General features: G+C 47.4%; 26 protein-coding genes and 1 other annotated feature. Of the genes, 14 read left to right on the top strand and 12 right to left on the bottom strand.

Features of this window, described 5'->3' with window-relative positions:
- Positions 1–334 precede the first annotated feature (334 nt).
- Positions 335–1,228 (top strand): phosphogluconate dehydrogenase (NAD(+)-dependent, decarboxylating), encoded by an 894-nt coding sequence (gnd, locus tag ACQSGY_RS14615; protein WP_111269543.1) that lies wholly within the window; start codon positions 335–337, stop codon positions 1,226–1,228.
- 124 nt (positions 1,229–1,352) lie between these two features.
- Here gnd and ACQSGY_RS14610 read toward each other — a convergent pair whose 3' ends face one another.
- Entirely contained in the window at positions 1,353–1,523 is a 171-nt protein-coding gene (locus ACQSGY_RS14610; RefSeq protein ID WP_427052415.1) for a hypothetical protein, read from the bottom strand.
- A 22-nt stretch (positions 1,524–1,545) separates the two neighbouring features.
- Between ACQSGY_RS14610 and yunB the strand changes: the two genes are divergently transcribed.
- Positions 1,546–2,487, top strand: a complete 942-nt coding sequence (gene yunB, locus ACQSGY_RS14605; RefSeq protein ID WP_427052414.1) for a sporulation protein YunB — start codon at positions 1,546–1,548, stop codon at positions 2,485–2,487.
- 117 nt (positions 2,488–2,604) lie between these two features.
- On the opposite strand, the gene ACQSGY_RS14600 is transcribed toward yunB, so the two are convergent.
- Complete coding sequence (locus tag ACQSGY_RS14600; RefSeq protein WP_427052413.1) at positions 2,605–3,678, bottom strand: M23 family metallopeptidase; 1,074 nt, start codon at positions 3,676–3,678, stop codon at positions 2,605–2,607.
- A gap of 201 nt (positions 3,679–3,879) precedes the next feature.
- Here ACQSGY_RS14600 and lipA point away from each other — a divergent pair, with 201 nt between their 5' ends.
- Both lipA and ACQSGY_RS14590 read left to right on the top strand, forming a co-directional pair.
- Positions 3,880–4,779 carry a lipoyl synthase gene (lipA, locus tag ACQSGY_RS14595; protein ID WP_111269540.1) on the top strand — a complete coding sequence of 300 codons (900 nt, stop codon included), beginning with the start codon at positions 3,880–3,882 and terminating at the stop codon, positions 4,777–4,779.
- Entirely contained in the window at positions 4,776–5,195 is a 420-nt protein-coding gene (locus ACQSGY_RS14590; protein WP_427052411.1) for a YutD family protein, read from the top strand. Before lipA ends, ACQSGY_RS14590 begins: the two co-directional genes overlap by 4 nt.
- 71 nt (positions 5,196–5,266) lie before the next feature.
- Here the strand turns inward: ACQSGY_RS14590 and ACQSGY_RS14585 are convergent, their stop codons facing one another.
- Together ACQSGY_RS14585 and ylbJ are read right to left on the bottom strand one after the other, a co-directional pair.
- Entirely contained in the window at positions 5,267–6,070 is an 804-nt protein-coding gene (locus ACQSGY_RS14585; protein WP_111269539.1) for an NAD kinase, read from the bottom strand.
- Between the two features lie 101 nt (positions 6,071–6,171).
- The gene (gene ylbJ / locus ACQSGY_RS14580) at positions 6,172–7,401 is read right to left on the bottom strand and encodes a sporulation integral membrane protein YlbJ (protein ID WP_427052410.1); all 1,230 of its coding nucleotides are present in this window, start codon (positions 7,399–7,401) and stop codon (positions 6,172–6,174) included.
- Positions 7,402–7,879: 478 nt separating this feature from the next.
- Between ylbJ and ACQSGY_RS14575 the strand changes: the two genes are divergently transcribed.
- On the top strand, positions 7,880–8,257 hold the full coding sequence (locus ACQSGY_RS14575) for a globin (protein WP_427052409.1): 378 nt from the start codon (positions 7,880–7,882) through the stop codon (positions 8,255–8,257).
- A 42-nt stretch (positions 8,258–8,299) separates the two neighbouring features.
- Positions 8,300–9,031 carry a DUF2225 domain-containing protein gene (locus ACQSGY_RS14570; protein ID WP_289369792.1) on the top strand — a complete coding sequence of 244 codons (732 nt, stop codon included), beginning with the start codon at positions 8,300–8,302 and terminating at the stop codon, positions 9,029–9,031.
- Positions 9,032–9,048: 17 nt separating this feature from the next.
- Here ACQSGY_RS14570 and ACQSGY_RS14565 read toward each other — a convergent pair whose 3' ends face one another.
- Together ACQSGY_RS14565 and ACQSGY_RS14560 are read right to left on the bottom strand one after the other, a co-directional pair.
- On the bottom strand, positions 9,049–9,279 hold the full coding sequence (locus tag ACQSGY_RS14565) for a hypothetical protein (protein WP_111269535.1): 231 nt from the start codon (positions 9,277–9,279) through the stop codon (positions 9,049–9,051).
- Entirely contained in the window at positions 9,276–9,446 is a 171-nt protein-coding gene (locus tag ACQSGY_RS14560; protein WP_184182907.1) for a YycC family protein, read from the bottom strand. The genes ACQSGY_RS14565 and ACQSGY_RS14560 overlap by 4 nt, the downstream gene beginning before the upstream one ends.
- Positions 9,447–9,565: 119 nt before the next feature.
- Here ACQSGY_RS14560 and ACQSGY_RS14555 point away from each other — a divergent pair, with 119 nt between their 5' ends.
- Together ACQSGY_RS14555 and ACQSGY_RS14550 are read left to right on the top strand one after the other, a co-directional pair.
- A complete protein-coding gene (locus tag ACQSGY_RS14555) occupies positions 9,566–11,365 on the top strand; it encodes a M3 family oligoendopeptidase (RefSeq protein ID WP_427052408.1) in 1,800 nt (599 codons plus the stop codon).
- Positions 11,366–11,648: 283 nt separating this feature from the next.
- Positions 11,649–12,059 (top strand): O-methyltransferase, encoded by a 411-nt coding sequence (locus ACQSGY_RS14550; RefSeq protein WP_427052450.1) that lies wholly within the window; start codon positions 11,649–11,651, stop codon positions 12,057–12,059.
- A 77-nt stretch (positions 12,060–12,136) separates the two neighbouring features.
- Here the strand turns inward: ACQSGY_RS14550 and ACQSGY_RS14545 are convergent, their stop codons facing one another.
- Both ACQSGY_RS14545 and ACQSGY_RS14540 read right to left on the bottom strand, forming a co-directional pair.
- On the bottom strand, positions 12,137–12,370 hold the full coding sequence (locus ACQSGY_RS14545; protein ID WP_111269531.1) for an alpha/beta-type small acid-soluble spore protein: 234 nt from the start codon (positions 12,368–12,370) through the stop codon (positions 12,137–12,139).
- Between the two features lie 399 nt (positions 12,371–12,769).
- Positions 12,770–13,747 carry an aldose 1-epimerase gene (locus ACQSGY_RS14540; RefSeq protein ID WP_427052449.1) on the bottom strand — a complete coding sequence of 326 codons (978 nt, stop codon included), beginning with the start codon at positions 13,745–13,747 and terminating at the stop codon, positions 12,770–12,772.
- A gap of 252 nt (positions 13,748–13,999) precedes the next feature.
- Positions 14,000–14,259, top strand: a binding site (T-box leader).
- Positions 14,260–14,353: 94 nt separating this feature from the next.
- Between ACQSGY_RS14540 and trpS the strand changes: the two genes are divergently transcribed.
- Positions 14,354–15,346 (top strand): tryptophan--tRNA ligase, encoded by a 993-nt coding sequence (gene trpS, locus ACQSGY_RS14535; RefSeq protein ID WP_427052448.1) that lies wholly within the window; start codon positions 14,354–14,356, stop codon positions 15,344–15,346.
- A gap of 177 nt (positions 15,347–15,523) precedes the next feature.
- On the opposite strand, the gene ACQSGY_RS14530 is transcribed toward trpS, so the two are convergent.
- Positions 15,524–15,721, bottom strand: a complete 198-nt coding sequence (locus ACQSGY_RS14530) for a hypothetical protein (protein WP_145405408.1) — start codon at positions 15,719–15,721, stop codon at positions 15,524–15,526.
- 119 nt (positions 15,722–15,840) lie between these two features.
- Between ACQSGY_RS14530 and ACQSGY_RS14525 the strand changes: the two genes are divergently transcribed.
- Positions 15,841–16,062: an alpha/beta-type small acid-soluble spore protein gene (locus ACQSGY_RS14525; protein WP_056702318.1), complete on the top strand. Its 222-nt coding sequence runs from the start codon at positions 15,841–15,843 to the stop codon at positions 16,060–16,062.
- Positions 16,063–16,162: 100 nt separating this feature from the next.
- On the opposite strand, the gene ACQSGY_RS14520 is transcribed toward ACQSGY_RS14525, so the two are convergent.
- Complete coding sequence (locus ACQSGY_RS14520; protein ID WP_427052407.1) at positions 16,163–17,143, bottom strand: metal-dependent hydrolase; 981 nt, start codon at positions 17,141–17,143, stop codon at positions 16,163–16,165.
- 398 nt (positions 17,144–17,541) lie between these two features.
- Here ACQSGY_RS14520 and ACQSGY_RS14515 point away from each other — a divergent pair, with 398 nt between their 5' ends.
- Positions 17,542–18,159, top strand: a complete 618-nt coding sequence (locus ACQSGY_RS14515) for an SCO family protein (protein WP_188593472.1) — start codon at positions 17,542–17,544, stop codon at positions 18,157–18,159.
- Between the two features lie 104 nt (positions 18,160–18,263).
- On the opposite strand, the gene ACQSGY_RS14510 is transcribed toward ACQSGY_RS14515, so the two are convergent.
- Both ACQSGY_RS14510 and ACQSGY_RS14505 read right to left on the bottom strand, forming a co-directional pair.
- A complete protein-coding gene (locus tag ACQSGY_RS14510) occupies positions 18,264–18,611 on the bottom strand; it encodes a toprim domain-containing protein (RefSeq protein WP_111269526.1) in 348 nt (115 codons plus the stop codon).
- 113 nt (positions 18,612–18,724) lie between these two features.
- On the bottom strand, positions 18,725–19,942 hold the full coding sequence (locus ACQSGY_RS14505; RefSeq protein ID WP_427052406.1) for an MFS transporter: 1,218 nt from the start codon (positions 19,940–19,942) through the stop codon (positions 18,725–18,727).
- A 215-nt stretch (positions 19,943–20,157) separates the two neighbouring features.
- On the opposite strand from ACQSGY_RS14505, the gene ACQSGY_RS14500 reads away from it, so the two are divergent.
- The 3 genes from ACQSGY_RS14500 (at position 20,158) to ACQSGY_RS14490 (ending at position 23,914) form a co-directional block, all read left to right on the top strand.
- Positions 20,158–20,613 (top strand): ATPase, encoded by a 456-nt coding sequence (locus tag ACQSGY_RS14500; protein ID WP_111269524.1) that lies wholly within the window; start codon positions 20,158–20,160, stop codon positions 20,611–20,613.
- A gap of 19 nt (positions 20,614–20,632) precedes the next feature.
- Positions 20,633–21,778: a transglutaminase domain-containing protein gene (locus ACQSGY_RS14495; RefSeq protein WP_427052404.1), complete on the top strand. Its 1,146-nt coding sequence runs from the start codon at positions 20,633–20,635 to the stop codon at positions 21,776–21,778.
- Between the two features lie 105 nt (positions 21,779–21,883).
- On the top strand, positions 21,884–23,914 hold the full coding sequence (locus ACQSGY_RS14490) for a peptidoglycan D,D-transpeptidase FtsI family protein (protein WP_427052403.1): 2,031 nt from the start codon (positions 21,884–21,886) through the stop codon (positions 23,912–23,914).
- Positions 23,915–24,070: the final 156 nt, after the last annotated feature.

Genomic DNA, 24,070 nt, shown 5'->3' with positions numbered 1-24,070 from the left:
CACTCAAAATTATACCGTTTCAATTTTGCATAAGCCCTTTCGACTTTCGCAGCCGAAAGGCCGCAAACATTTTCTATATAGATGGTGTTTGTTAAAAATGTTTTCGCATGGTAGCAAAGAGAAGTGTAGGGGACGAAATCGATTCCGAAGAAGCGAAGCGTGCGCCTTTATCACCGAATTTTCCCCTCGAAATAAGAGCATCCAAAAAATTCGGGGATAACAGCGCTCGAAGGAACGATTCGTAACCGGAACGGATAATTTTGCTAGATGGTTATGAACTGGTTTTTAATAATACACTTAACACTAAATATTTGCATAACAGGAGGATTTTATTATGAAACTCGGACTTATCGGACTTGGAAAAATGGGCTTGAACCTGGGCAGAAACCTCATTGATCACAAACACGAAGTGGTTGCCTTTGACCTGAATGCAGAAGCGGTTAAAGAAATGAAAGAATACGGAGCTCAAGGCGTTTCCTCATACAAAGAAATGGTTGAATCTCTGGAATCCCCACGCGTGCTGTGGATCATGGTTCCTCACAACGTTGTAGATGCTGTACTGGCTGAAGTAAGCCCGCTGCTGTCCAAAGGTGATATCATCATCGAAGCAGGAAACTCCCACTACAAAGAGTCCATCCGCCGTTATGAAGAGCTGAAGCCACAAGGCATTCATTACATGGATGCAGGAACTTCAGGCGGTATGGAAGGTGCGCGCAACGGGGCATGTTACATGATCGGTGGAGATCCGGAGGCTTGGGCGATTGTTGAGCCTGCATTTAAAGATACTTCTGTCGAGAACGGTTATCTGTATGCCGGTAAAGCAGGTAGCGGACACTTCCTCAAAATGGTGCACAACGGAATTGAATACGGCATGATGGCTTCCATCGGTGAAGGCTTCGACGTGCTGGAGAAAAGCGGCTTTGACTTCGACTTCGAAAAAGTAGCGCGTGTATGGAACAACGGTTCCGTTATCCGTTCCTGGCTGATGGAATTGACAGAGCGTGCCTTCTCCAAAGATGCTAACCTGGACGAAATCAAAGGTGTAATGCACTCCTCCGGCGAAGGACGCTGGACGGTTGAAACGGCATTTGATCTGCAAACGGCGACTCCGGTTATCGCGTTGTCCCTGCTGATGCGTTACCGCTCCCTTGAAACCGATACGTTCACAGGTAAAGTCGTTGCGGCATTGCGTAACGAATTCGGTGGACATGCTGTGGAGAAAAACTAATTCATTCCAAGTTCAGCTATTGTGAAAAGTAAACCTTTCGCCTGTGCAGATGACATATCTGCTGCGGGCGGAAGGTTTTTTTATATTGGGGCATCCTGATCTGTTCATCCTGCGGATATCAAAATCAGGATACCCCAACCCGCTTGGCAGCAGAACCGTGCAATACACGGTAAGCCTCTCTGCGTGAGGCTGCCTTGTACCGCACCTGCAGCATCGCCAGCTGAGCATCGCAGGGCGCTGTCCTTCTTTTTCGGGACAACGCTGCATAAGCATTACATATAAGCCTATGGCTCATCCCGCAGGGGAGGGACGCTTCGATGATGCGAAAGAGATGGCGAAGCCGAAAACGGCGGCCCAAGCCGCCCAGCGGCAGACGCAAGGTGTGGTTCATTGTTTTGCTCGTGGCAGCGTTTTGTTTAATGCAGGGATTTGCATATGTGGACAAAAAGATGAAACCTCCCATTATGCACCTCGCCAAAATTCGGGTGAAGCAGATTGCAACAGAGGCAATTAACAAAGCGATTACGGCTCAGGTCGCTGAAGGCAAGACAACAGAAGGGCTGATAGATTGGAAAACGGATACGAAGGGCAAAGTTTCGGGGTTCATGCTGAACTATAACGAGCATATGCGAATTACGGCAAGCACGATGAATGTGGTACAGTCTACACTTCAGAATGTGCATATGTTGAAGGAAAAAATCCCGCTAGGTCAGGCTTTGGGCAGCCCTGTGCTGGCTTCGTTTGGGCCAAGTATCCCCGTTCGGATTGAACCGCAGGGTGCAGTGAAGGTGGATCTGAATACCCGCCAGCAGAATGCAGGCATTAACATGATTCTGGTGGAGGTATATATCCACATTATTGCTGAAGTTGCTGTGGTGGTGCCTTTTGACATGGAGCCGGAGACGGTGGATACCGAAATACCTATTTCTTATCTGCTCGTGGTTGGTGATGTGCCGATGTATTATTACGATAATCAGGGCAAGCCGGTTGGCAGCAACGGCAGCAATGCTCCAGCAATCGCGCTCCCGTCAGGTCAATCAGGGGTATCCAGTGGTGGAAGTGGTCATACGGGAACGGAGAATGGTACAGGTGCTAATGGCGGGAACAGCGCCGGTGGAACATCTGGACCACTTCAGGTTCAGCCTCAGACTCCGCAGCAAGCACCGGGCAGTGGTACGCAGTCGAACGGCCTGGAGCTTGAACTGGACCCGCCTGATCTGAACGGCAATGCTTCATCTGGTCAGAGCGGGCATCCATAAGTGAACGGCAAAGAAGGCCTCTCGCATCGTGCGAAGGCCTCCTTTGCGTTCTGATTTTGGATTTTGTACATAGAAATCTTTTTGCTTGCTAAAGATTTTGTTTGTGTTCCGGGAGATCTATTTGCTTTTTTTATTTTTCTGACTGCGTTCATCCTGCTCCCAATGTCTGAGCAGCGGATAGGGATCGAAGGACCATTCATGCAGGCCGCTGTCCCGATATATGCCATAATGAAGATGTGGAGGGAATTTGCCTTGCGTTCCCGGTTTGCCGTAGCCAGAGCTGCCTACCCAGCCTACGACCTGACCGGGAGTAACGACATCACCGATCTTGACCCCTTTATCAAAGCCGCTCAGATGAGCGTAATAGTGATAATGGTTATTCAGATCCCGAATACCGATACGCCATCCTCCAAACGGATTCCAGCCTTTGATCTCCACCATACCATAACAGGTACTGCGAACGGGCAGACCGTGAGGAGCGAAGATATCCGTTCCTTCATGGATGCGGTAGCCGCCCCAGCTGCGCTTGGTTCCCCAGGTGCTGCGGTACGAATAGTTGGTGCCCAAAGGCACAGGGAAGGCGTGTCCAAATAAATCAAGCGTGTCAAAATGCTCATATAATTTCGCGAATTGCTGTATCCGTTGAACTGCCCTGGAATTATGGTAATACTCCCACAGACCAATGGCGAAATCCTCCTGCTTGCTGCCGTACTGCCGTATGATCGAGGCCATGCTGTACAACACATCCAGATCATTGTTTGGGTCTGCTACCCCGTCACCAGAGCCATCCCGCCCGTTCCCGTTGAAAAAAAGAATGGAGGCCGGGTGCTGGTCCGTTTCATCCGGGTTCAGCCATCCTCTCCATGCCGGTGCAGTCATGAAAATGCCGGTTAACCGTTCGGGATGCTTGCGATCCTTCGGGTGGGCACGTGTGATGGTTCGCTCATATTGATCAATAGCGGCGAGTCTGTACCACGGAATTTGTGTCATCTGCCCGATACTTTCATACAGATGGCGCCTTGCGGCAAAGATATCAGCAGGTTTAGGCTCGGTAGCTTGTGCAGCAGGCGCCGTTTGCTGCACAGATTTACCGTGAACATCAGCAGGCAGGAATGGGAGAAGCAGCGCGCCTGCGAGTAGTGTTTTCAAGCAAAAGCCGTAGGTGTTGCGAGTTATCCAGTGCTGTTGCACAGGGAAGCAGCCCCTTTCCGTTAAGATGATGCACATGTGCCCGATAAATCAAGCTATACCCTAGCGTTCTTCAAAAGCTCTGATTTTATCCATGTCAGCTTGAAAGCACAAGATGTGACAAATGGGGGTTTTTCCAAGCCTTTCATGGTATAATATGTTCCGAGCAACAGCCTAACTTCAGGTAGAAAGAAGGTTTATGCATTGGCTAAACGTGTGAAAGAACCGAAACCGGACTGGATTCGGATTAAATTGACAACCGGAGACAACTATCAGGAAATTAAAAACATGATGCGTTCCAAAACATTGCATACCGTATGTGAGGAAGCACGGTGCCCGAATATTTATGAATGCTGGGCGAATCGAACAGCTACTTTTATGATTTTGGGGGATATTTGTACAAGAGCCTGCCGATTCTGCGCAGTTAATACCGGTTTGCCTACAGAGCTTGATTTGCAGGAGCCGGAGCGTGTAGCAGAAGCAGCTGAGCAGATGAACCTGCAGCATTGTGTTATTACAAGTGTAGCCCGGGATGACTTGAAGGACGGAGGGGCTTCCATCTTTGCAGAGACGGTTAAGGCTGTGCGCAGACGCTTGCCGCTGTGCAGTGTAGAGGTGCTTATCCCGGATTTCATGGGAGATCGGGATTCACTGCAGATCGTTATGGATGCCAAGCCGGATATTCTGAACCATAACATTGAGACGGTTGAGCGGTTGTCAGACAAAGTGCGTGCCAAAGCAAAGTATAAACGTTCCCTTGAACTGCTTGCCCGTGCAAAAGAGATGCAGCCTAACATCCCGACGAAATCAAGCATTATGCTCGGTGTCGGTGAGGAATATAATGAAATTTTGGCAACGATGGATGATCTTCGCGCGGTGAACTGTGATATTATGACGATTGGTCAATACTTGCAGCCATCCGAGAAACATCTGTTTGTTGAAAAGTACTACCCGCCTGAAGAATTCGCAGCATTGAAGCAGGAAGGGTTGAAGCGTGGATTCAGTCACGTGGAATCCGGTCCGATGGTTCGCAGTTCTTACCATGCACATGAACAGGTGAAATCAGCGAATCAGCATGCGGAACAGGCGGCAACACACGCATGATGGAGGAGTCCGGATTGGAACAGGATAAAAATAAGGAAGAACAGCAGGACCAGCAGCAGACACAGGAGACTGTGCAGGAAACCGTTCAGGAAAAACCTAAAGCCCCTGTCATTGTACAGGTCGGCAGCAAGAATTATGAAATTGTTCAGAACCACAAAGAGGGCTGGAATCCTGAAGTGTTTCGTGACCGGTACAGTGAAGTGCTGGAGCGGTATGACTATATTATTGGCGACTGGGGTTACAGCCAGCTGAGACTCAAGGGTTTTTACCGGGACAATCATCCCAAAGCAACCAAAGATTCAACGATCTCTTATCTGGTGGATTACATTAACGAATACTGTAATTTTGGCTGTGCCTACTTTGTGCTTCAAAAGTGTAAAGAGCAGCCTCAAGCCAAAGCAAAAAGCGGTTCCTGAGAAGGACCGCTTTTTTAATGCTTTTTTCTGCATATCCAATGATAATCTCTGTCAAGCATGATTCGGCTGAATTAATCCAGGAAGGCTGTCCGAACCCGGTTCCAGAACGGATACGGGCGAAACCGCGCGAAGCTGACCTTCTGCTGCGACACCTGACAGCGTACCGAGATCAGATCCTCAACCATCACATTGACATGATCAATCGTTAGCAGCAGACGCTGATCTTTACGTGAGAAAATGTCGCAATGATGATGCTTGGGCAAAATGACGGGTGAACCTAGTGTTCGATACACACGGTTGTTGATCGAGGCAATCTCCGCAATCTGGATCGCATCAATCGTTGGATGCACCATGGCGCCCCCAAGCGCTTTGTTGTAAGCTGTACTGCCCGAAGGTGTAGATACGCAGATGCCATCGCCCCGAAACATCTCAAAGGTAACGTCGTTGATGTCCACCTGAGCCACGACGGTACCGTCTACCCCTTTTAACGTAAATTCATTCAGTGCGATGTAAGAGGCGTTGCCTGACTTTTTACGAATCTCCAGCTCCAATAGAGGGTACTGCACAATACGTGGCTTGAGGAGGTCAGGATCACCTTTACCGCTCATTAATCGCACCAATTCCCTTAATTCTTCCTTCTTCCAGTCGGCATAGAAGCCGAGATGGCCTGTATGAACCCCAACAAAAGCAATGTCCGGAATGCGGTCGATGAAATTGTGAAAAGCCTGAAGCATCGTACCATCGCCTCCGATGGAGATGACGATCTCCGGCGATTCTGCATCCAGTTTGAACCCTTCTTCCTTCGCCAGCGCATGAAACTGCTGACTGAGATCAATTGATAACTGGTCTCCGCGGTCTTGAACATAGTATCTCAAGATGAAAGCTCCTTTGTGGTCATTATACTACCGATGATAATCAATTCCGCGCCAGAACACAACGTTCGATTGAACTTCCGGACAAACTATTTGCACAAATCCTATTTTTTTCCTCGTTTGATCATGAGCTTTGAACCGATCCAGGCAAGGCATACCATTAGAAAAAGTACAGAACTGAACACGCTGATTCCTGTTATGCCGATACGTTTCCATTCTGGTGAATAGGCAGACGGAGGTATAAATGCATCATTCACAAAAGTAGGAGAAGCCATGCTGCTCATCAGCAACGGCCATAACAAAACAACAAGCAGTGGTGCAATGGCTGCATGAATTGCTCTTGCCAGTAAGAATGGTCCGTACCGCATCGGGGTGCTGCTTAACACACTCATAATCTGTGCATGTACCGACAGTCCTCCCCAGGAGAGCACGAAGGAGGCAGCAGCGACTTTGAACACTAGAGGAACGGAGACAGCGCCTGCTTCCTTGGCGCCAAGAGTTACTTCAAACAAACCTCCCACAAGACTGTGAGACAGCGAAGGCGGCAAAGCGGCGAGATGCAGCCCCTGTTCTGTCAGGTTATATAAGACGCCAAGCCATCCGGTCTGAACCATTAATTCCATAATGACGGAAAAGAATACAACAAGCCCGCCTACGATAATAATAAGGCGAAGGGAAGAGGAGACAGCATGTCTCAGCAACTCACCCAATGTCCTTCCATCTGCTTGCCTCGCTTCGTGCATCGCGTATATGGCGCGCATGAAGCGGCTGCGATGTTCTTCTTGTGCAGCAGGGGGCGTGGCGGTGGAGGCATCCGAACGACCGTGAAAACGCATGAGCATCCCGACAAGCACAGCAGCGGCATAATGAGATGCCACAAGAATCGGAGCGATGGACGTGTCATGGAAAAAACCGACCGATACCGCTCCGATCATAAAGATCGGATCAGAGGAGGTCGTGAATGCGACCAGACGCTCGCCTTCCTCCCGCGTAACCAGCTTCTGTTCCCATAGTTGTGCTGTCAGCTTGGCTCCGGTTGGATAACCTGAAGCGCAGCTTACTGCAAAAACAAAGCCTCCGCTTCCCGGAACGCGAAAAAGGGGGCGCATAAGTGGATTAAGCAGTGTGCCGAGAAAATGTACGATACCAAAGCCGAGCAGCAGCTCGGACAATACAAGAAAGGGGAACAGTGAAGGAAACAGCACGTCCCACCAGATGGCTAAACCTCTGACGCTTGCATGCCAGGTCTCTGCCGGATATAGCGCCATCAGGGTACAGAAGATTAGGAGAGCCAGTGTAGTCAGCAAGGGAATGACGCGCTGAGCAGCAGTCATGTGTTTTTCTCCTTTATGGTTAAAATAGAATGATCTGCAGCCGATCACGGGCTTTTGCCATCAATATATGAGAAAAAGCGGACAAACAGTACAAAATATTTATAAGAAAGCGTTTGCAAAAGTGGCTGTGTTTTTAAATGATGTATGCTAAAATAGGTAAAACGCCTCAACGTCACCTAATGGTCAATAAGGTGGAATCAATAAGGATGGAGTGATGATCATGAGTCTTGTCGCCGGAGTCCTGGTCTGTGCATTTGTGTATGTTATACGTGCCTCACTGGTACGTACCGAAGAGGAAGATTGGCGAAGTTATTAATGGAATATGCGGTGCGCCAGCCTTAGGGGTGGCGCTTTTTTTGTCTTTTTTTGATAGAATGGAGATGCTGGCTTTAAGGGCCAGGTAGTTGACTTACTGTTCACCATGTTCATGTGACGTGTATTATATTGCAAAATTCGACATCAGAAAGAGGTGAGAACCATGAATCCCAGTTTAAGCATTTATGATAATCTTGGAGGTGCTCAAGGCGTTCGTGCATTGGTCGAGGCTTTTTATCCGATTGTATTGCAGAATGAGCAGCTTGCACCCCTTTTTCCGGAAGATATTCAGCCGGTAATAGACAAACAGTACATGTTCCTGTCTCAATTTTTTGGAGGACCGGCGTTGTTCTCCGAAGCTTACGGACATCCGATGATGCGTGCTCGTCATATGCATTTTGAAGTAACGGTTGAGCGAGCAGAAGCATGGCTTGCCTGCATGAATAAGGCGTTAACACAAATTGGTGTAGAGGAGCCTCTGCATTCGTTTATTTTACAGCGTTTATCAGGGCCGGCGCACCATTTTGTGAATACGCCATAGTTCCAAATATACGACAAGCCTTACGGGAGAGGGATGGAACAAGTGGAATTAGAGCCGCTGTATAAGGTGAAGGTGAAGTGTCATTATTGCGAGACTGAATTTGAAACCTCACGGGTAAGACCTAGCTTGAAACGGCCTTACCGGACAGATTCTGATTTTTGTGCGTATTACAAACAGGAGAATCCAGATTTTTATGTCGTTCGGATCTGTCCTTCGTGCGGATTCGCTTCGACAGAAAATTCAACGGTCAATCTGAGTGATGTGCAGCGCAAGGCGTTTATGGAGCAGATTGGTAACCGCTGGCTCAAACGGGATTATAGTGGTGCAAGAAATTTGGAACAGGCACTCGCTACATACAAACTTGGCTTGTTGTGTGCTCAGGTAATACAGGAGAAGGATCGCGTTGTCGCTGGTCTGTTGCATCATATCGCCTGGCTGTACAGATATATGGAGGATCATACACAGGAGCATCGTTTTCTTGAATTCAGCCTGGAAGCATACGTCAAGGTGTTCGAAAGGGAAGGTACAGGCGGTAATGAAGCGAAGCTGCTGTATTTGCTCGGGGAGCTGAATCGCAGAGTTGGTCGATTTCATGAGGCGGTCCAATGGTTTGGACGAGTTATTCATGACAAGCGCATTACCGATGCAGCCATGATCCGGGCTTCAAGGGAACAGTGGGCACTGCTGCGTGAACAGATGTTATCCAGCAAAATGGAGCTGCCTGAGGAAATGCTGGAGGCAGACAAAGAGGCTGCGAAGCGCAGCCCCCTTTAGTCTGATCTCGTATCAAATTAGCGGATAGGCCGACTGGCCAACAGATAATCGTTATCGGTGTCAATGACGGTTATGCTGCTGTTGCAGCAAGGGAAAACAAGTAATTTCTTTTTTCCTTCACGAATACGGATAAGTTCCTTAGGTTTAAGGGGTAACAGTACATTGTTGGTGTCACAGAAGGGGCACTGCTGCACGTAAATATCCCCCATAATGATGTCATATGGCCAGCTGTTCTCAAAAGGAATCATTCCGCGCTGCCTTCTTTGTCCGCAGGTTTGGCCGCTTCTTCCTTTGCGAGTTCTGCAATCTTCTGCATGAGAATATGTTGAGGCATATGCATCAGATGCTCCAGAGGCACGCCGAGAGATGCTGCTAGTTTGACGGCAGTTTCAGCCGATACTTGTAAAGGTTTCATACATTGACCTCCTGAAAAGTTGTTGCATTATTTCTCTAGTATAGAGATACGTTGCGTATAAAACCAGTTTTTAATTCAAAGTGTTACATTCAATCTACAGAAAGAGGTGCCTTAATTAGATGAAAATGCCATTACACCCTGTGTGGGATCTGGAGTCCATCTTTAGTGGAGGTTCTTCTTCCGAAGCATTCGCCTCATATCTTAACGAACTGGACAAAGATGTACGAACATTGAAGCAAACCCTTCAGCAGATGGCTGCTCCTGCGACGCTGGAAGATGCAGCTGCTTATGAGCCTGTTCTGGAATTGCTGCAAAGCTGTTATGTGCGGATATCGGAGGGCTCTGCCTTCGTATCCTGTCTGTCAGCACAAAATCAGCAGGACAAAAAAGCGGCCCAGCTTCAAGGTGCTGTCAGCTCCATTGCCGCAATGCTGAATAGCAGCAAGTCGAAGCTGGATAACATCTTTAGCGAGACGCCGGATGTTGTATGGGATCAATGGCTTGCGCAAGCTGACATACAGCCGCTGTCCTTTGTATTAAACGAAAGTCGGGCTCAGGCTAGAGACAAAATGTCACCTGAACTGGAGGGACTGGCTCTCGATCTTGGTGTTGACGGTTATCATGGTTGGGGGAAGTTTTATAATACCATCGTAAGCAAAGTGAACATTCCGTTTGAGCAGGATGGAGAGACCGTTATGCTGTCTGCCGGACAAGCGGCCAACAAGTTAAGTGATAGTGAGCGTGAAGTTCGTGAGCGGGTATTCAGCTCATGGGAGCAGGCCTGGACCGAGGTCGAAGATTTCTGTGCAGACACACTGAATCATCTTGCAGGGTTCCGTCTGAAGCTCTACGAGAAACGTGGCTGGCAAGATATTTTGAAGGAGCCGCTGGCGATTAATCGGATGTCACGACAGACGCTGGATGCGATGTGGGACGTTATTAATGGAACCAAGCCGGTTCTTGTGAAGTATCTGGAACGAAAAGCCAAATTGCTTGGTGTGGATAAGCTGAGCTGGAGCGACGTAGATGCGCCGGTAGGAAAATCTGTAGGTAAAGTAACGTATGATGAGGCGGCGTTGACGATTGTTGAGCAATTTGCGAGATTTAGTCCAAAACTGTCCAGCTTTGCGGAGATGGCGTTTGAAAAACGCTGGATCGAGGCTGAGGATCGCCCGGGGAAACGTCCAGGAGGCTTTTGCACGTCACTGCCGCTAAGCAAAGCGACTCGCATTTTCATGACGTTCTCTGGTACTGCGTCGAATGTATCCACGCTGGCTCATGAGCTTGGACATGGCTACCATCAGCACATTATGGAAGAACTGCCTGCTCTGAATCAGCGCTATGCGATGAACGTGGCTGAGACAGCTTCGACATTTGCCGAGATGATTGTAGCCGATGCTCTGGTGCAAACAGCGCGTGATGAGCAGGAAAAGCTGGCGCTGCTGGAGGATAAAATCCAGCGCAGTGTTGCCTTTTTTATGAACATCCATGCTCGTTTCCTGTTTGAAACCCGTTTCTATGAGCAGCGCAAGAAAGGCCTGGTAAGTGCCGACGAGCTCAGCGGATTAATGGTAGAGGCTCAGGAAGAAGCCTTCTGTGGCGTTCTTGCTTCCACTCATCCGCATTTCTGGGCATCCAAACTTCATTTTTATTTGACGGGTGTGCCGTTCTACAACTTCCCTTATACGTTCGGATATATGTTTAGTGCGGGAATCTATGCCCGGGCTCAGCAGGAAGGCACGGCTTTTGCTGATAAATATGATGATCTGCTTCGTGATACGGGTCGGATGACCGTGGAGCAATTGGCTCAGAAACATTTGGGTGCGGATCTGACCCAAGCTGATTTCTGGCAGGCTGCAGCGAATCTGGCTATTGCGGATATAGAACAATTTATGCAAATGACGGAGAACATGATTTAGTTTAAACCTTTTCTTTCATAATCATTAAGGGTCGTAATTTGATGTCGGAGAGACATGAATTACGGCCTTTTTTTGTTGTGCACACATGTTTTTTGTTCTGAATTATTTTGTCGTAAATCAAGGAAAAAGCTCATTTTAAGGAATGCAAATGGCAATAAATTGCGCAAAATTTAGTAATAATTACCCAAAATTGTTTTATTTTGTTGAGTAATCACATATGTTGTCATATAATGAGCCGTAAGTCCTTGTTTTATAGGACTAAAAGCATAATAGGAGGAGTGTTATCGTGAAAATGGAACAGCTTTCACTAGCAAGGCAGTTAGATTTGGTATTTAAAGAGCTTGATCAGGAGTTGGCAGGTCTGGATTCAGGGGTAGTTTTTGTGCAAATACGAAATAATATTATCGGAAAGTTTGGTGTTCGACATAATCCGATAACGGGTCGGGATGGACAGATGGAAATGGAGGGAGCTGGCCTCACGCATGCACAGCGAGTTTCTTTCCGTGCGATGGCGCTGGAGACACTGAAGTTCAAGCGCAATTGGACGCATGGGGAAATAAGCTATGATTTTACAGTTCGACAGAATATGATTCTGGTGGATGCAACGATGGAGTCCAATTATAATATGGCGAACCTGATGATTCGATATCCCAGAACGAATACATATCTGGATTCAAACAGGGAATCATCTTAACAAAATAAAGCGGCACTTCCGAAGAAGGCCGCCTTTCCGTTCAAGCTCTACTCAGGGCAGAAGCAATAATTTCGAGCTTACGAACGACCCGATAATTGCTGCTCAGCGATTTGTACCAGACGTTTGGTGATGTAACCACCCAGAGAACCTGTCTCACGGGAAGTGTAGTTACCGTAGTAACCATCTTGCGGGATTGTTACACCCAGCTCTTGTGCAGCTTCCATTTTCAATTGTTGCAATGCTGCTGTCGCTTGAGGAACAACCAGGTTGTTAGAGCGGCTTCCGCTACCTTGGTTTTGGCTTCCGTACATATGTCTCACCTCCTTATAGGTTGGTGATGTTAGTATGGATCGGGAAAGCGGAAATATACATGATATGGCGTAAGGGAATATATGGATAATCAAAAGGGTTCATGTCAACTTAAACAGCCGATCCATTGCGGATCGGCTGCTTTTTACAGGAGCATATAGATAAGTTAAACTATTTATTTACACGTGAACGGAGAGGACAGAAAAAAACTGAAAAGCGGATCGGTCGCCTTTATCACCGGATTTTTCCCTTTGGAAAAGGGAATAGAAAAAATCTGGGGATAACAGCGATTGGAAGGTTGTTCTGTCATCGGAGTGGATTGTGTAAAATCTTTAGTTCAACTTATATAGTTATGAAAATATTAGCCGAATGAATGGATTCATATCATCATCCAGACGGCTTCATTTGTTCGTTGAAACAACCTCAATTTTTGAGGTCAACTCGACGGGCTGTTCTGGCTCAAGCCGAATCAATCCTGTGATATCGTCGGTCATGGGCAGGTTTGGTGCATCTGGCAGCCAAGTGTAGGGTTCAATGCACAAAAATTGATCTGATTCACCCTTGGTATACAAAACCCAGTGTTTGAAAAAAGCTTCATCCACTGAATATTTCAGTGTATATCCATCTTTTCTGCGCAAATGAGCCACCGCCGGTTTGCCTTCCGCAGCACGAAGCAGTGTATCCCAGTTCCGGCCTTGCATGTTAATGCCTTCGCTGATGGAGGACCATTCATCATGTAAAGCTTCTATTTCGCCTGTAGGCAGCTGCTCTTTATTTTGGGCATATAATCCGGAAACCGGCAGCTGGAGCGTCCAGTCGGCAGGCTGTCCGTCGAGCAAGAACCATGTATGATATCCCATTCCGAAAGGAGCAGGTGTTGTGCTCAGGTTAGTGACACGCAATCGTTGGGTCAGCACAGCATTTTGCAGGCTGAACGTCATTTCAAGCTTCAACGGGATGGGGAATTGCTCCATCCAGTGCTCTTCGTTTTCGGTCAATAATTCGGTTGTGATCGTGCAGCCATCTTCATCTTCCTCAATATCACTGACACACCAGGCCTGGCTGCGATGGAGACCATGAATATGGTTGCCATGCTCCGTATTTTGATCGAACTGATAACGTACACCTTCATATTCGAATTGTCCCCGGTGAATGCGTCCAGGTGGTATAAGCAGAGGAACCCCGAAGTGATATGGCTTCTGCAAATAGAAGGCCAGATCATTCTCGTCCGGACGGCGAACAATATCCCGGTTATGCACCAGATCGCGAATCGAAATGATATTATTTCCCAGACGTGGCAGCAGGGTGATTTCCAATTCACGGCTATGTAGGATATACGTGTCGTAACCATTCCATTGACCTTTGGTCACTTGTTTCATATCGATGCTCCTTTTCCCACTTGAAATCTGTCTGCAGCAGTACGTGTTGCCGCACTGCTGCAGGCGTGTCATTGTTGTGTTCATGCCAGCTTGTCGTGTGACATCCTGCAAGCTGCTTCTAAAGACATGGCAGGATGGCACTACCATCATAACAGATTTTAAACGATCGGGAAAAAAAACGCATCCCATTTTGACATTCTGGCTCCCGCGCATTAAGATGGAATTCTGAACATTATTTTTGAATTGAATGATGTCAACGCGATGACAGGGACAAGTAGGTAAGGAATATTCTCTTCAGAAAGCCAGTGGTAGATGCGAACTGGTGTGAACTCTTTGCTGAATGGACCCTTGAGTGTATAACTGAACAGGCACTGCCACTGCAAGGCGGCCTCAGTAGGTATACCGGTTATTCCACGTTAAGGAACAATGAAGGCTTTTCTTTTGTTATGCTGCTTGTCAGTATAACGGAGAACAAGCGAATAAGGGTGGCACCACGGTCTCACGTCCCTTGCGGATGTGGGGCCTTTTTGCGTTCGCAGGATGAATTGCAAGAGCCACAAGGTGCGAGGTCATTAGTTATTGATGAAATCAGGGAGGTTTAAAATGATGAAAACAGTATTATCAGGCATTCAGCCAAGCGGTAAGCTGACATTAGGGAATTACATCGGCGCGATTAAAAATTTTGTGAAATTGCAGCATGACTACAAGTGTCATTTTATGGTTGTGGATCTGCATGCCGTTACCGTGCCGCAGGAGCCGGCAGCGCTTCGCGAGCAATCCGAGGCCGTTGCTGCCTTGTTCCTCGCAGCGGGCATTGATGCATCCAAGTCAAATGTATTTCTGCAGTCCCATGTGCCACAGCACGCGGAGCTTGGCTGGTTGATGACTACGCTCACTTCGATGGGTGAGCTGGAACGCATGACACAGTTTAAGGATAAATCCTCCGGTAAAGATTCGGTCGGTGCCGGTTTGTTTGTATATCCGTCTTTGATGGCTGCAGATATTTTGCTGTATAATGCCGATCTTGTGCCTGTCGGTGAGGATCAGAAGCAGCATCTGGAATTGACTCGTGATCTGGCTGGACGCTTTAACCATCGTTATGGAGAATACTTCACCATTCCTGAGCCTTATATTCCACAGGTGGGTGCGCGTGTGATGTCGCTGGATGATGCTTCCTCGAAAATGAGCAAAAGTAATCCGAATGCCGGCAGTTATATCGCTTTGTTAGACCCGCCGGATGTCATTCGCAAAAAAATCAGCCGTGCTACAACAGATTCAGGCCGTGAAGTCGTTTACGATCCGGCAAATAAACCGGAAGTCAGCAATCTGATGAGCATTTATGCAGAATGTGCAGGTATGACGCTGAATGAGGTTGCCGAGCGTTACGAAGGAAAAATGTACGGTCCGTTCAAAAAGGAGCTGGCTGAAGTGGTTGTATCTGTCATTGAACCGCTGCAAACAAGATATAATGAAATTCGCGAGTCTGGTGAACTCGCAGAGGTATTAGAAACTTCGGCAAGCCGTGCGGAAGAGGTTGCTCAGCAAACGCTGGATGCGGTGAAAGAGCGCATGGGTTTTGTTCCTAGACGCAAGCTGTAATTGGAATTGTATTGAACGGGGCATAGGATGAGCAGGATGGATACTCCAGCCTCAGTTGAAGAACAGTCCATAACCAAGCCTGTAAATCGTTTATGCTGTTAAAAAAGAGGAGGCGGATGAAAATATCCGTCTCCTCTTTCCTTTGCGCTGGATGATATCGTTAACGAGCCGGGAACGTTAAGAGGCTGATTCGGAAGCCGAATGGGCTTCCTGACGTTCTTTTTTGGCACGAATGATAAATCCCCATACGATATTAGCCATAGAGAGAACAAACAGTAATGTGGCAAGCCAGCCGTTGTAAGAAATCGTGATTGCTGTAACCGTTAACAAAACGATAGATGAGAATGCGAACCATAAGGATAAACCTTTGCTCATTGGGAAAAACCTCCATGTACAAATTTAATGAATTTTCGTATAACCTGAAGCGTGCGAGCCATAATAATCTTGCAAGCTTGCAATACATTACAGACACAGATTGAAAGGAGATTTTAAATATGGCTCAAGGATCTCGCTCTTCTAACAACTTGGTGGTACCTCAAGCGACAGCAGCACTGCAACAATTGAAAATGGAGGCTGCACAGGAACTGGGTGTAACTATTCCACAAGACGGATACTATGGCAACTACACTTCCCGTGAAACCGGATCTTTGGGTGGTTATATCACCAAACGTCTGGTACAAATCGCTGAGCAGTCTCTGGCTGGGTCTGGCAAATAATTATTATACCAAAGCAGCAAAGGCCCGGAGCGGATAACGCTCCGGGCTTTTCCCGCGCAATCATTCCTATATCTGATTGTGCCCCGCAATCCACACGACGTCAAGGGCGGGCGGATAAAAGTTTTTTATCCATCTTTTCATCACTCAGCCAGCCTACATACGTATCAATGGTTTCGAAATTGCGATCCATCACTACGACGGCGACAAAAGGATACTGTTTTCGGTGTCGATACCGGACATCTGCCCAGCGAACCTTATAGCCTGCGGGTAGTTCCTCTACATCTGCCACCGCGTAAGAAGTAAAGTAGAGAAACGCACTTACTTCCGGTGATTTACGTGAAGCGGCTACAGCGGCATGAGTGGATGAAGTGGCATGAAGGCTCCAGGTCAGCTCATTTCCGTCTATTTTGCCCAGTTCATAACTGCCATCCTTATTCGTTTTTACAACGTGCCAGCGGCTCCAGGAAATGGTGGGAATGACGATATATTTGGCTGGCTCCGGGCTGTTGTCCATCAGTTTCACTTTTCGGGCTACCAGTGCGCGTGTGATCGTGCGCCAGATATAATACACTCCAATCAGAATATACAGCGAAGTGAAGAGTGGAGCAGGCTGCACCAGATCAAAGGCCCATAGCAGAATAGCAATAACATGAGTGGTGAACAGGAACGGGTCGAAAATATGAATCACGTTCCAGGCAATCCAGCGTTCCGTAAAAGGCCGTGCGGCCTGGGTTCCATACGTATTAAACAAGTCAGTGAATACATGCACACCGACAGCGACAGCCGTCCAGAGAACGACGTGTGCAAGGGGAATCCCCTGGAAGATTAATCCGATTACGCCTGTAATCATGAGCACCCATAGCAATAAAAATGGCAGTGAGTGGGACATCCCCCGATGATTCCGAATGTAGAGTGAATTGCTTTTGAAACGCAGAGCAGTATCGATGTCCGGGGCCTGAGAGCCTGCAATGGTGCCAACCATGACCGCGGCAGCGAGCATCGGATTAGCAGCAACAACAGGATCAATGTAGGCGAGCCCGGCCAGACCAATGCCCATGACAAAATGTGTAGAGGTATCCATAAACGTCTCCTTTATGAGGTGTATCGTGTTCCAGCATTATACTTCTCTATCTAGGTGATACCCATATCTAGTGTATATTATCCGCCTGTACAGATGCAAAACAGGAATAACTTTGACAGGAATCTGTCCGATTTCCAACAAATGTACGAACATTGTCAAACTATTCAGTGAATTCCTGTGATAAAATTTATATCGGATGTGATCGACAATAGGGTCACTATTTTATACATATGTACCACTGAACCATCGCGATAACGCAAAATTTGAAGGATATGTGCTGAATCGGTTGAATCTTGTGACGTTAGAAAACACCAGGTATGCGTCAAGCTGAAGAGTATTGGTACTGATCAAAGATGTATGCGTATTCACTTTTATATTGTTGGGAGGAAAAGAAGAGGATGCAGGTCATAAAGAAATACAAATGGACTTGGATATTGCTTGGAATTGCCCTGATTATGGCGGTGTATTTAATGTGGAATACGGCGTTTGCCAGCAAGGAGAAATTACCCGAGATTCGGGAGATCCAATCGTTCTCCATGGAAAATGTAGACGGGCGCACCGTATCGCTGGCGGATACGAAAGGCAAAGTGCGATTGTTCTACTTTTATTTTACCAGCTGCCCTGATGTGTGTCCGATTACGACATTTACACTGTCTCAGGTGCAGGACTTGCTGAAAGAGGACGGTACGTTTGGAGACAAGGCGTCCTTTGTATCCATCTCTTTTGATCCAAAAGTGGATACGAGAGAGAAGATCAAAACGTTTGCCGACCGTTTCCATGCGGACTATTCCGGCTGGTATTTCCTGCGAGGGGATATGGATAAAACAAAGCAGTTCGCCAAGGAATCCTTTCAGATTCTGATTGAAGGCGAGAACAAGGATGATTTTGCCCATATGAATATGATTGGTCTGGTCGATGAAAATAACCAGCTGCGCAAAGTGTATAACGCATTTAACACAGAGGACGTGCAGCCAGAAGTCATTGCTGAGGACATTCGCAGGCTGATCAAGGAATAGAATATCGAAAGTTTAAATTGCAGATCAAGTTTCAACATTAGCGATAGATGAAAGGCTGTCTCCAGTTGATATAACCGGAAACAGCCTTTGTTGTCGTTGTTCATTTAATATGAAGGCTGCTCGGGATATTGAATATATTCCTCTAACCCGGCCTTCTCCAGTTGAGCAATGATGTATTCGTCAGGTGTGCCTTCTACCCCTGCGTACCCGCGTCTGGTATACATCTGCACGGCATCGGGAAAAGCATCGCGCAGCACCCCTCTTATTTTTTTGCCAGAGCTATCATTATCCATAAACAAATAAACCTCATCATATCCGACTTGCTTGCGCAGCGTCTCCAGTTTGAGGGAGTTCAGTGTGCCAAACGTGCATAAAATATTTATTTCTGGACCCACCAGACGTTTAAGCTTGCTGCGATCATTTTTACCTTCGACAATGACGTGTATAGGCATCTTGTTCACCCCTGATTCGAGAGCTGATGTCGACATTCCCCGGGAAATGTTACAGCGAAAATCGACTGAATGTACCTATAGTGTATCTGGAAACGGGCGAATGATGCAATAAATTACCCGAGCACACTTTTGGCATCGGAAGAAGAGAGGGACGCAGCAGGTCTGGATGTATAATACGGAAGCAACAGGATGCCAATCATGAGTAAAATAAATGCGATAAAATAAGGAGACACTCCAGTGCGGAGCTGTCCTGCTGTAATTGGACCGATGAATGAGCCAATAGAGGTGGCAATCGATTGTAACGAGAAGATGCGCCCAAGCTTGCTGCCGCCGCTTAAATGAATGAAGAGTGTAGCCATAGCAGGGAAAATAATACCTTTAGACATACCTAGCACAAATAACACAATGGATAACGAAATCTGAGGCATGGCTGCCATAACAAAAAAGCTCAAGGACATTAGCAGCACACCAGCGACTAAACGCAGTTTGGGTGAATAACGGTTAAGAAACAGCATGCTGAGTGTAAACAATGCACCGATGCTGATGATAGAGAACAGTAAACCGGTAGACATCATGGAAGAATGACCGCCTCCCCGCAGAGGCAGTTCAAAGAACAGAATGCCCTGTGCACAGGCGATGACGAGTGGAAGCATAAAATAACGCCAGGATACGGGCAGGAATGCTTTGGATGGCTCTGCTGGTGTATGACCGGATTTGGATTTAGCAAAACCAGAGGGTGCAGGTACAGACTTCGCGGGTTCGGTTGCCGGCTCCGGCTGGCGAATCAAACCTCTTGGCATAGTTAACAGTGCAATGACTCCTGTCAGGATCAGGAGGTAACCAAGACTGGAGAAGGTGGCAGAGAAGCCCATCGCCCCTACAATAACTGCACCGGCAGCTGGTGATACGACAGAGGCCAGTGTGTGCACGACACCATGTCCGGACATATATTTCCCCTGTTTGACAGGATCATTGGAGAGCTGGGCGAGCAGAGCCAGACAGGCGGGTGACAAAAAGGCCAATACAAAGCCGCTGATCGAGCGCAGGGCCAGCAGTTGCCAAGGGGTATGAATATGGGCCTGCAAGAGCAGGATGATGCCCGCACCCAGCAGGCTGAACACAATATATCTTCGGCTGCCGTGTTTATCAATCTGTGTTCCGGCGATCAGATTGCCAGGCAGATGAGTCAGGGAATAGATGCCCATCATCCAGCCGATGAAGGTTGGAGCTGCCCCGAGCGATATGGCAAAAGGCGTCAGGATGGGATACTGGGCGTGCAGATCAAATACTGCCAGGAACAAAAACAGGTATAGCCAGATGGCCGTCTTCACAAAAGCCCCTCCTTGTTAGGCGATGCCTGTTTATACACAGGTCTGGAACGTATCCACGTTCGTCGGACGAATCCTCATGGTACTACTTGTACGCCCCGCAGGACGAACTTAGACCGTTTATTTTTGCCGGAAAGGGCTTAGCTGACAGCGGGTTCGGAAATCATGTATAATATTCGGGAAGTGTCCTGATCAACTCTAATACGGAAGGTGTAGCCATGAACATAGAAGTTATAAAGGAATTTGTAATGCAGAACTGGCTGGTGATCGTTGTTGCGCTGATCATTTTGTTCTTTGTTCTGAATGTAGTCAAAACGATGTTGAAATGGGCGATTGCTATTATCATTATTGCGGCTCTGCTGATATACAGCGGTATCTCCATGGAGCAGATCAAACAGACGGTCACTGATGTGCAGTCCAGTACGATGGACACACTCAAAAAAGAAGCGACAAGCATTATGCTGGAGGAGGCTTCGAAGGCAACCTATGCAGCGGGACAAAATGGTGAATTTACGATTACCAGTCCCAATGTAGAAATTAAGGGCAGCACGAAGTCTGATAAAGTGGACGTTACGTTTCGCGGCATTTCGGTAGGAGAATGGAAGCTCGACAACGAAACGATCCGAACATTTGTCGAACAGGCAAAAAAGAACAAAACAGCACCAGCTTCGTAGTCAAAGGAGGAATTAAAACGTGCTGCAAACTTGGCTGGACAGCCTGAGGGAGCTTAACGGCATAACGATATTGCTGCTGCTTATTGTAGCGGCTTCCTTATTGCAGGGATGGTCCAGAGGGGCTTCACGTTCTGCGGGGAGACTCTTTGGTTTCCTGATGGACGGTATTATGGCAGTGATCGGTATTTTGTTATCCATCGGTTTAACCTTGTGGCTTGCGCCATATGTACAGCAGTGGTTATCCGAGCATGCTTCAGCTATGCCTAATCGGGAGCTGAGCCGATGGGAACAGTTGTATTATACGCTGGTTACAGCGATTGCGGATTTCCCGCTGATGCGGTTCGCTGTACTATTTGTACTCAGCTATGGCATTATTCGTATGGTTCTTGGTTTGTTGTCCTCTTTGATCATCAGCAGAAGGCATGCGGAGCACGAACCAGGTGCACCCAAAGGGGTAATCAGCCGACTGACTGGTGCAGTGATTGGTACCATTATCGGTTCAGTTCGCGGAATGATTGTTATTGCTGTATTGTTCATGATCGTCAGTCTCTATCCGGGCAGCATGTTCAGCCGTTATGTGGAGGCGTCGCCGATCTATATGCAAGGGGCAAAATCGGTGATTGAACCGTTGTCCGGCACGTTTATCAAGGACAAACTTCCCGTATTTACACAGGCGGTTCAGAAGGAACTTGGAAATATTCTGCAGCGGAAATATGAGGTCATTGATCATAACATTCCGGCAGATATTGAGCAGGCTGCGCAGGAGATTGTCAAAGGCAAATCTACGGATGAAGCAAAAGCGAGAGCTTTATATGACTGGGTAGGCACCCGCATTCAATACGATTACGGGAAAGTGGATGATTACGAGCAGAAGGGCATCTGGCATGAGCAGACCCCGCAGAATACGTTTGATACACGCAAAGGGGTATGTATTGACTACGCTCGTCTGTATGCGGTAATGGCTCGTTCTCAAGGGCTGGATGTCAAGGTTGTTACAGGTCTTGGTTATAACGGTCAGGGAGGCTATGGTCCTCACGCGTGGAATGAGGTATATGTATCAGACACCGAAAGCTGGATTCCGCTTGATCCGACATGGGCAATCAGTGGAGACTGGTTTAATCCGCCGAACTTTGCGGACACCCACCTGAAGGATCAGTCTGCTTGAGTGTAGACCTGACAAGGTTCGCAATATGACGACGTTGCCAGGTAATCATGCCGGAACTATTCAGTTTTCTGTGGTATGCATCAAGTCATGAAAGAGGTAGGAAGAATGAAAAAGCATTCCAATGAGAAGGATGAACTTGCGGACAAACGGCGTTTTAGCTACCGAATGAACGTATTTTTCTTCGCTTCCTTTATTATTTTTAGTGTAATTATTGTGCGTTTGGCCTATTTGCAGTTTGTCGAAGGGCCGGAGCTCAGCCAGGAAGAAGCGAGCAACATTACGAAGGATGTGCCGCTGGCTCCGGTAAGAGGAACGATCTATGATTCGACAGGTACGGTGAAGCTGGCCTATTCCAAGCCGATTCAGTCTCTGTATCTCACATTGTACAAAAACTATGGAGATGTGGATGGGCAGCCCAATCCGAAAATTGGTGAAGTGCAGGAGATGGCCGCACGATTGAATGACGTATTTGAAAAGTATAAAGCCCCTAATTCCGAATCCTTGACCGTGGATCAGATTATCGAGGAGATGGACCTGAATTCACGTAAGGCGAATGGTTTTATGCCACGTCTGATCAAGAGTGATCTGTCCGAAGGAGAGGTTGCTTATTTTCTCCAGCACAAGGATGAATTCAAGGGCATTCAGATCGTAGAGGAAAGTGTGCGATACTATGATCCGGATACCGTTGCCGTGCAAACCATTGGTTATCTGAAAAAATTCAAAAGCTCAAAATCGTTGAAAAAATATCAAGAAGTGGATGAAGCGAACAAAACGCAGACGGATCCGGGCTTGGTATATACGGAAAATGAGTTTGTCGGCTTCGATGGGCTGGAGTTCCAGTATCAGGATAAGCTGCGGGGGAAAAGTGGATATACGTCGGTTGACGTTGATTTACGTAACTTGCCTGAGGGTGTAGCGGGCACTACGCCGCCGCAGAAAGGCTATGACCTGATCTCCAGCATCAACAAAAATGTGCAGGTGAAAACCGAGCAGGCCATTATGGATCAGCTGAGCTGGCTGCATCGCAATCCGGTATCCGGTAAATTGCATCCCAACGCCAAAACAGGCTTTGCCGTTGCCATGGAAGTGGACACAGGTAAAATTGTAGCGGCTGCCAGCATGCCAGACTATGATACGAATGTTTGGAGAACAGGCAGCATCAGCACAGAAGATTACGATAAAATCAAATATATTTACCAGAATGGTACCATTCGGGGCTTCCCGCCGGATGATTCAAGAAAACGTGCAGAGTCGGTTGTCCTGCTTGGTTCAACGATCAAACCGCTCAGTGTACTGATCGGCTTGAAAGAAGGTTTCTTTACGACCAACACGGTGTACATTGACCGAGGATCAACAACATTTGGGGGAGACAACCGTCGCGTTCAGAACTCATCAGGTCACGTCTATGGTGCCATGTATCCACGCGATGCCATTCGTCATTCCTCCAACGTATTTATGATTGACGAGATTGGGAAGAAGCTCTATTCACAGTATGGTGCAAAGGGTGTTGACGTTTGGAACAAGTATATGGAGCAGTTTGGTCTTGGTATAAAAACAGGAGTGGACTTGCCGAATGAATATGCAGGATTCAAAGAATATGAAAGTAAATCTGAAAGCTCTTTAACCAAGCTGGCCTATGCTTCCTTTGGACAACAGGGGAAATATACAACGATGCAGCTGGCACAGTATACAGTGATGCTTGCCAACAAAGGAAAACGTATGGAGCCGCAGCTTGTGAAAGAGTTCCGGGATTCAGAGGGCAATGTGGTGGAAAAAGTGAAACCGAAGGTACTGAGCAAAGTAGACTTCAGTGATGCCTACTGGAATGAGGTACAGCGCGGTATGGCAACCGAGGTTTCTTCATTCAGCGGCTTCCCGTATGACTTTGCCAGAAAAACAGGTACTTCGACACAGAATGTTGGCGGGAAACTGGTGGATAACGGGGTATTTATCGCCTATGCACCACGTAACAATCCAAAGCTGGCTGTTGCCGTCGTGATCCCTGAAGGGGGCTTTGGTTCCAACAGTGCGGCTCCGGTTGCACGTGCCATCTTTGATGCTTATGATCAGGAATTTGGTCTGGATGGTATTCCGAAAAAAAATCAAAATAAAGAAACTGAAACAAATACGCCATAATTCGGTAGTGGAGACACTACAGGCAGAAGAAGGGCCTCAGCATGCTTTGTTGGGGCCTTTTTTTGTTGCAATTTTATGTAACCTAATGACGGGGATAACGTTATATACAGAGGAGAGTTCGTCTTTTCGGACTTGAATTGTGAGTTTGTATATTAT

This window comes from Paenibacillus sp. TC-CSREp1 (genome assembly GCF_050171015.1).
Lineage (GTDB): Bacteria > Bacillota > Bacilli > Paenibacillales > Paenibacillaceae > Paenibacillus > Paenibacillus silvae.
Note: the sequence above shows the minus strand (reverse complement) of the source record. Positions and strands in the feature narration are given on the sequence as shown.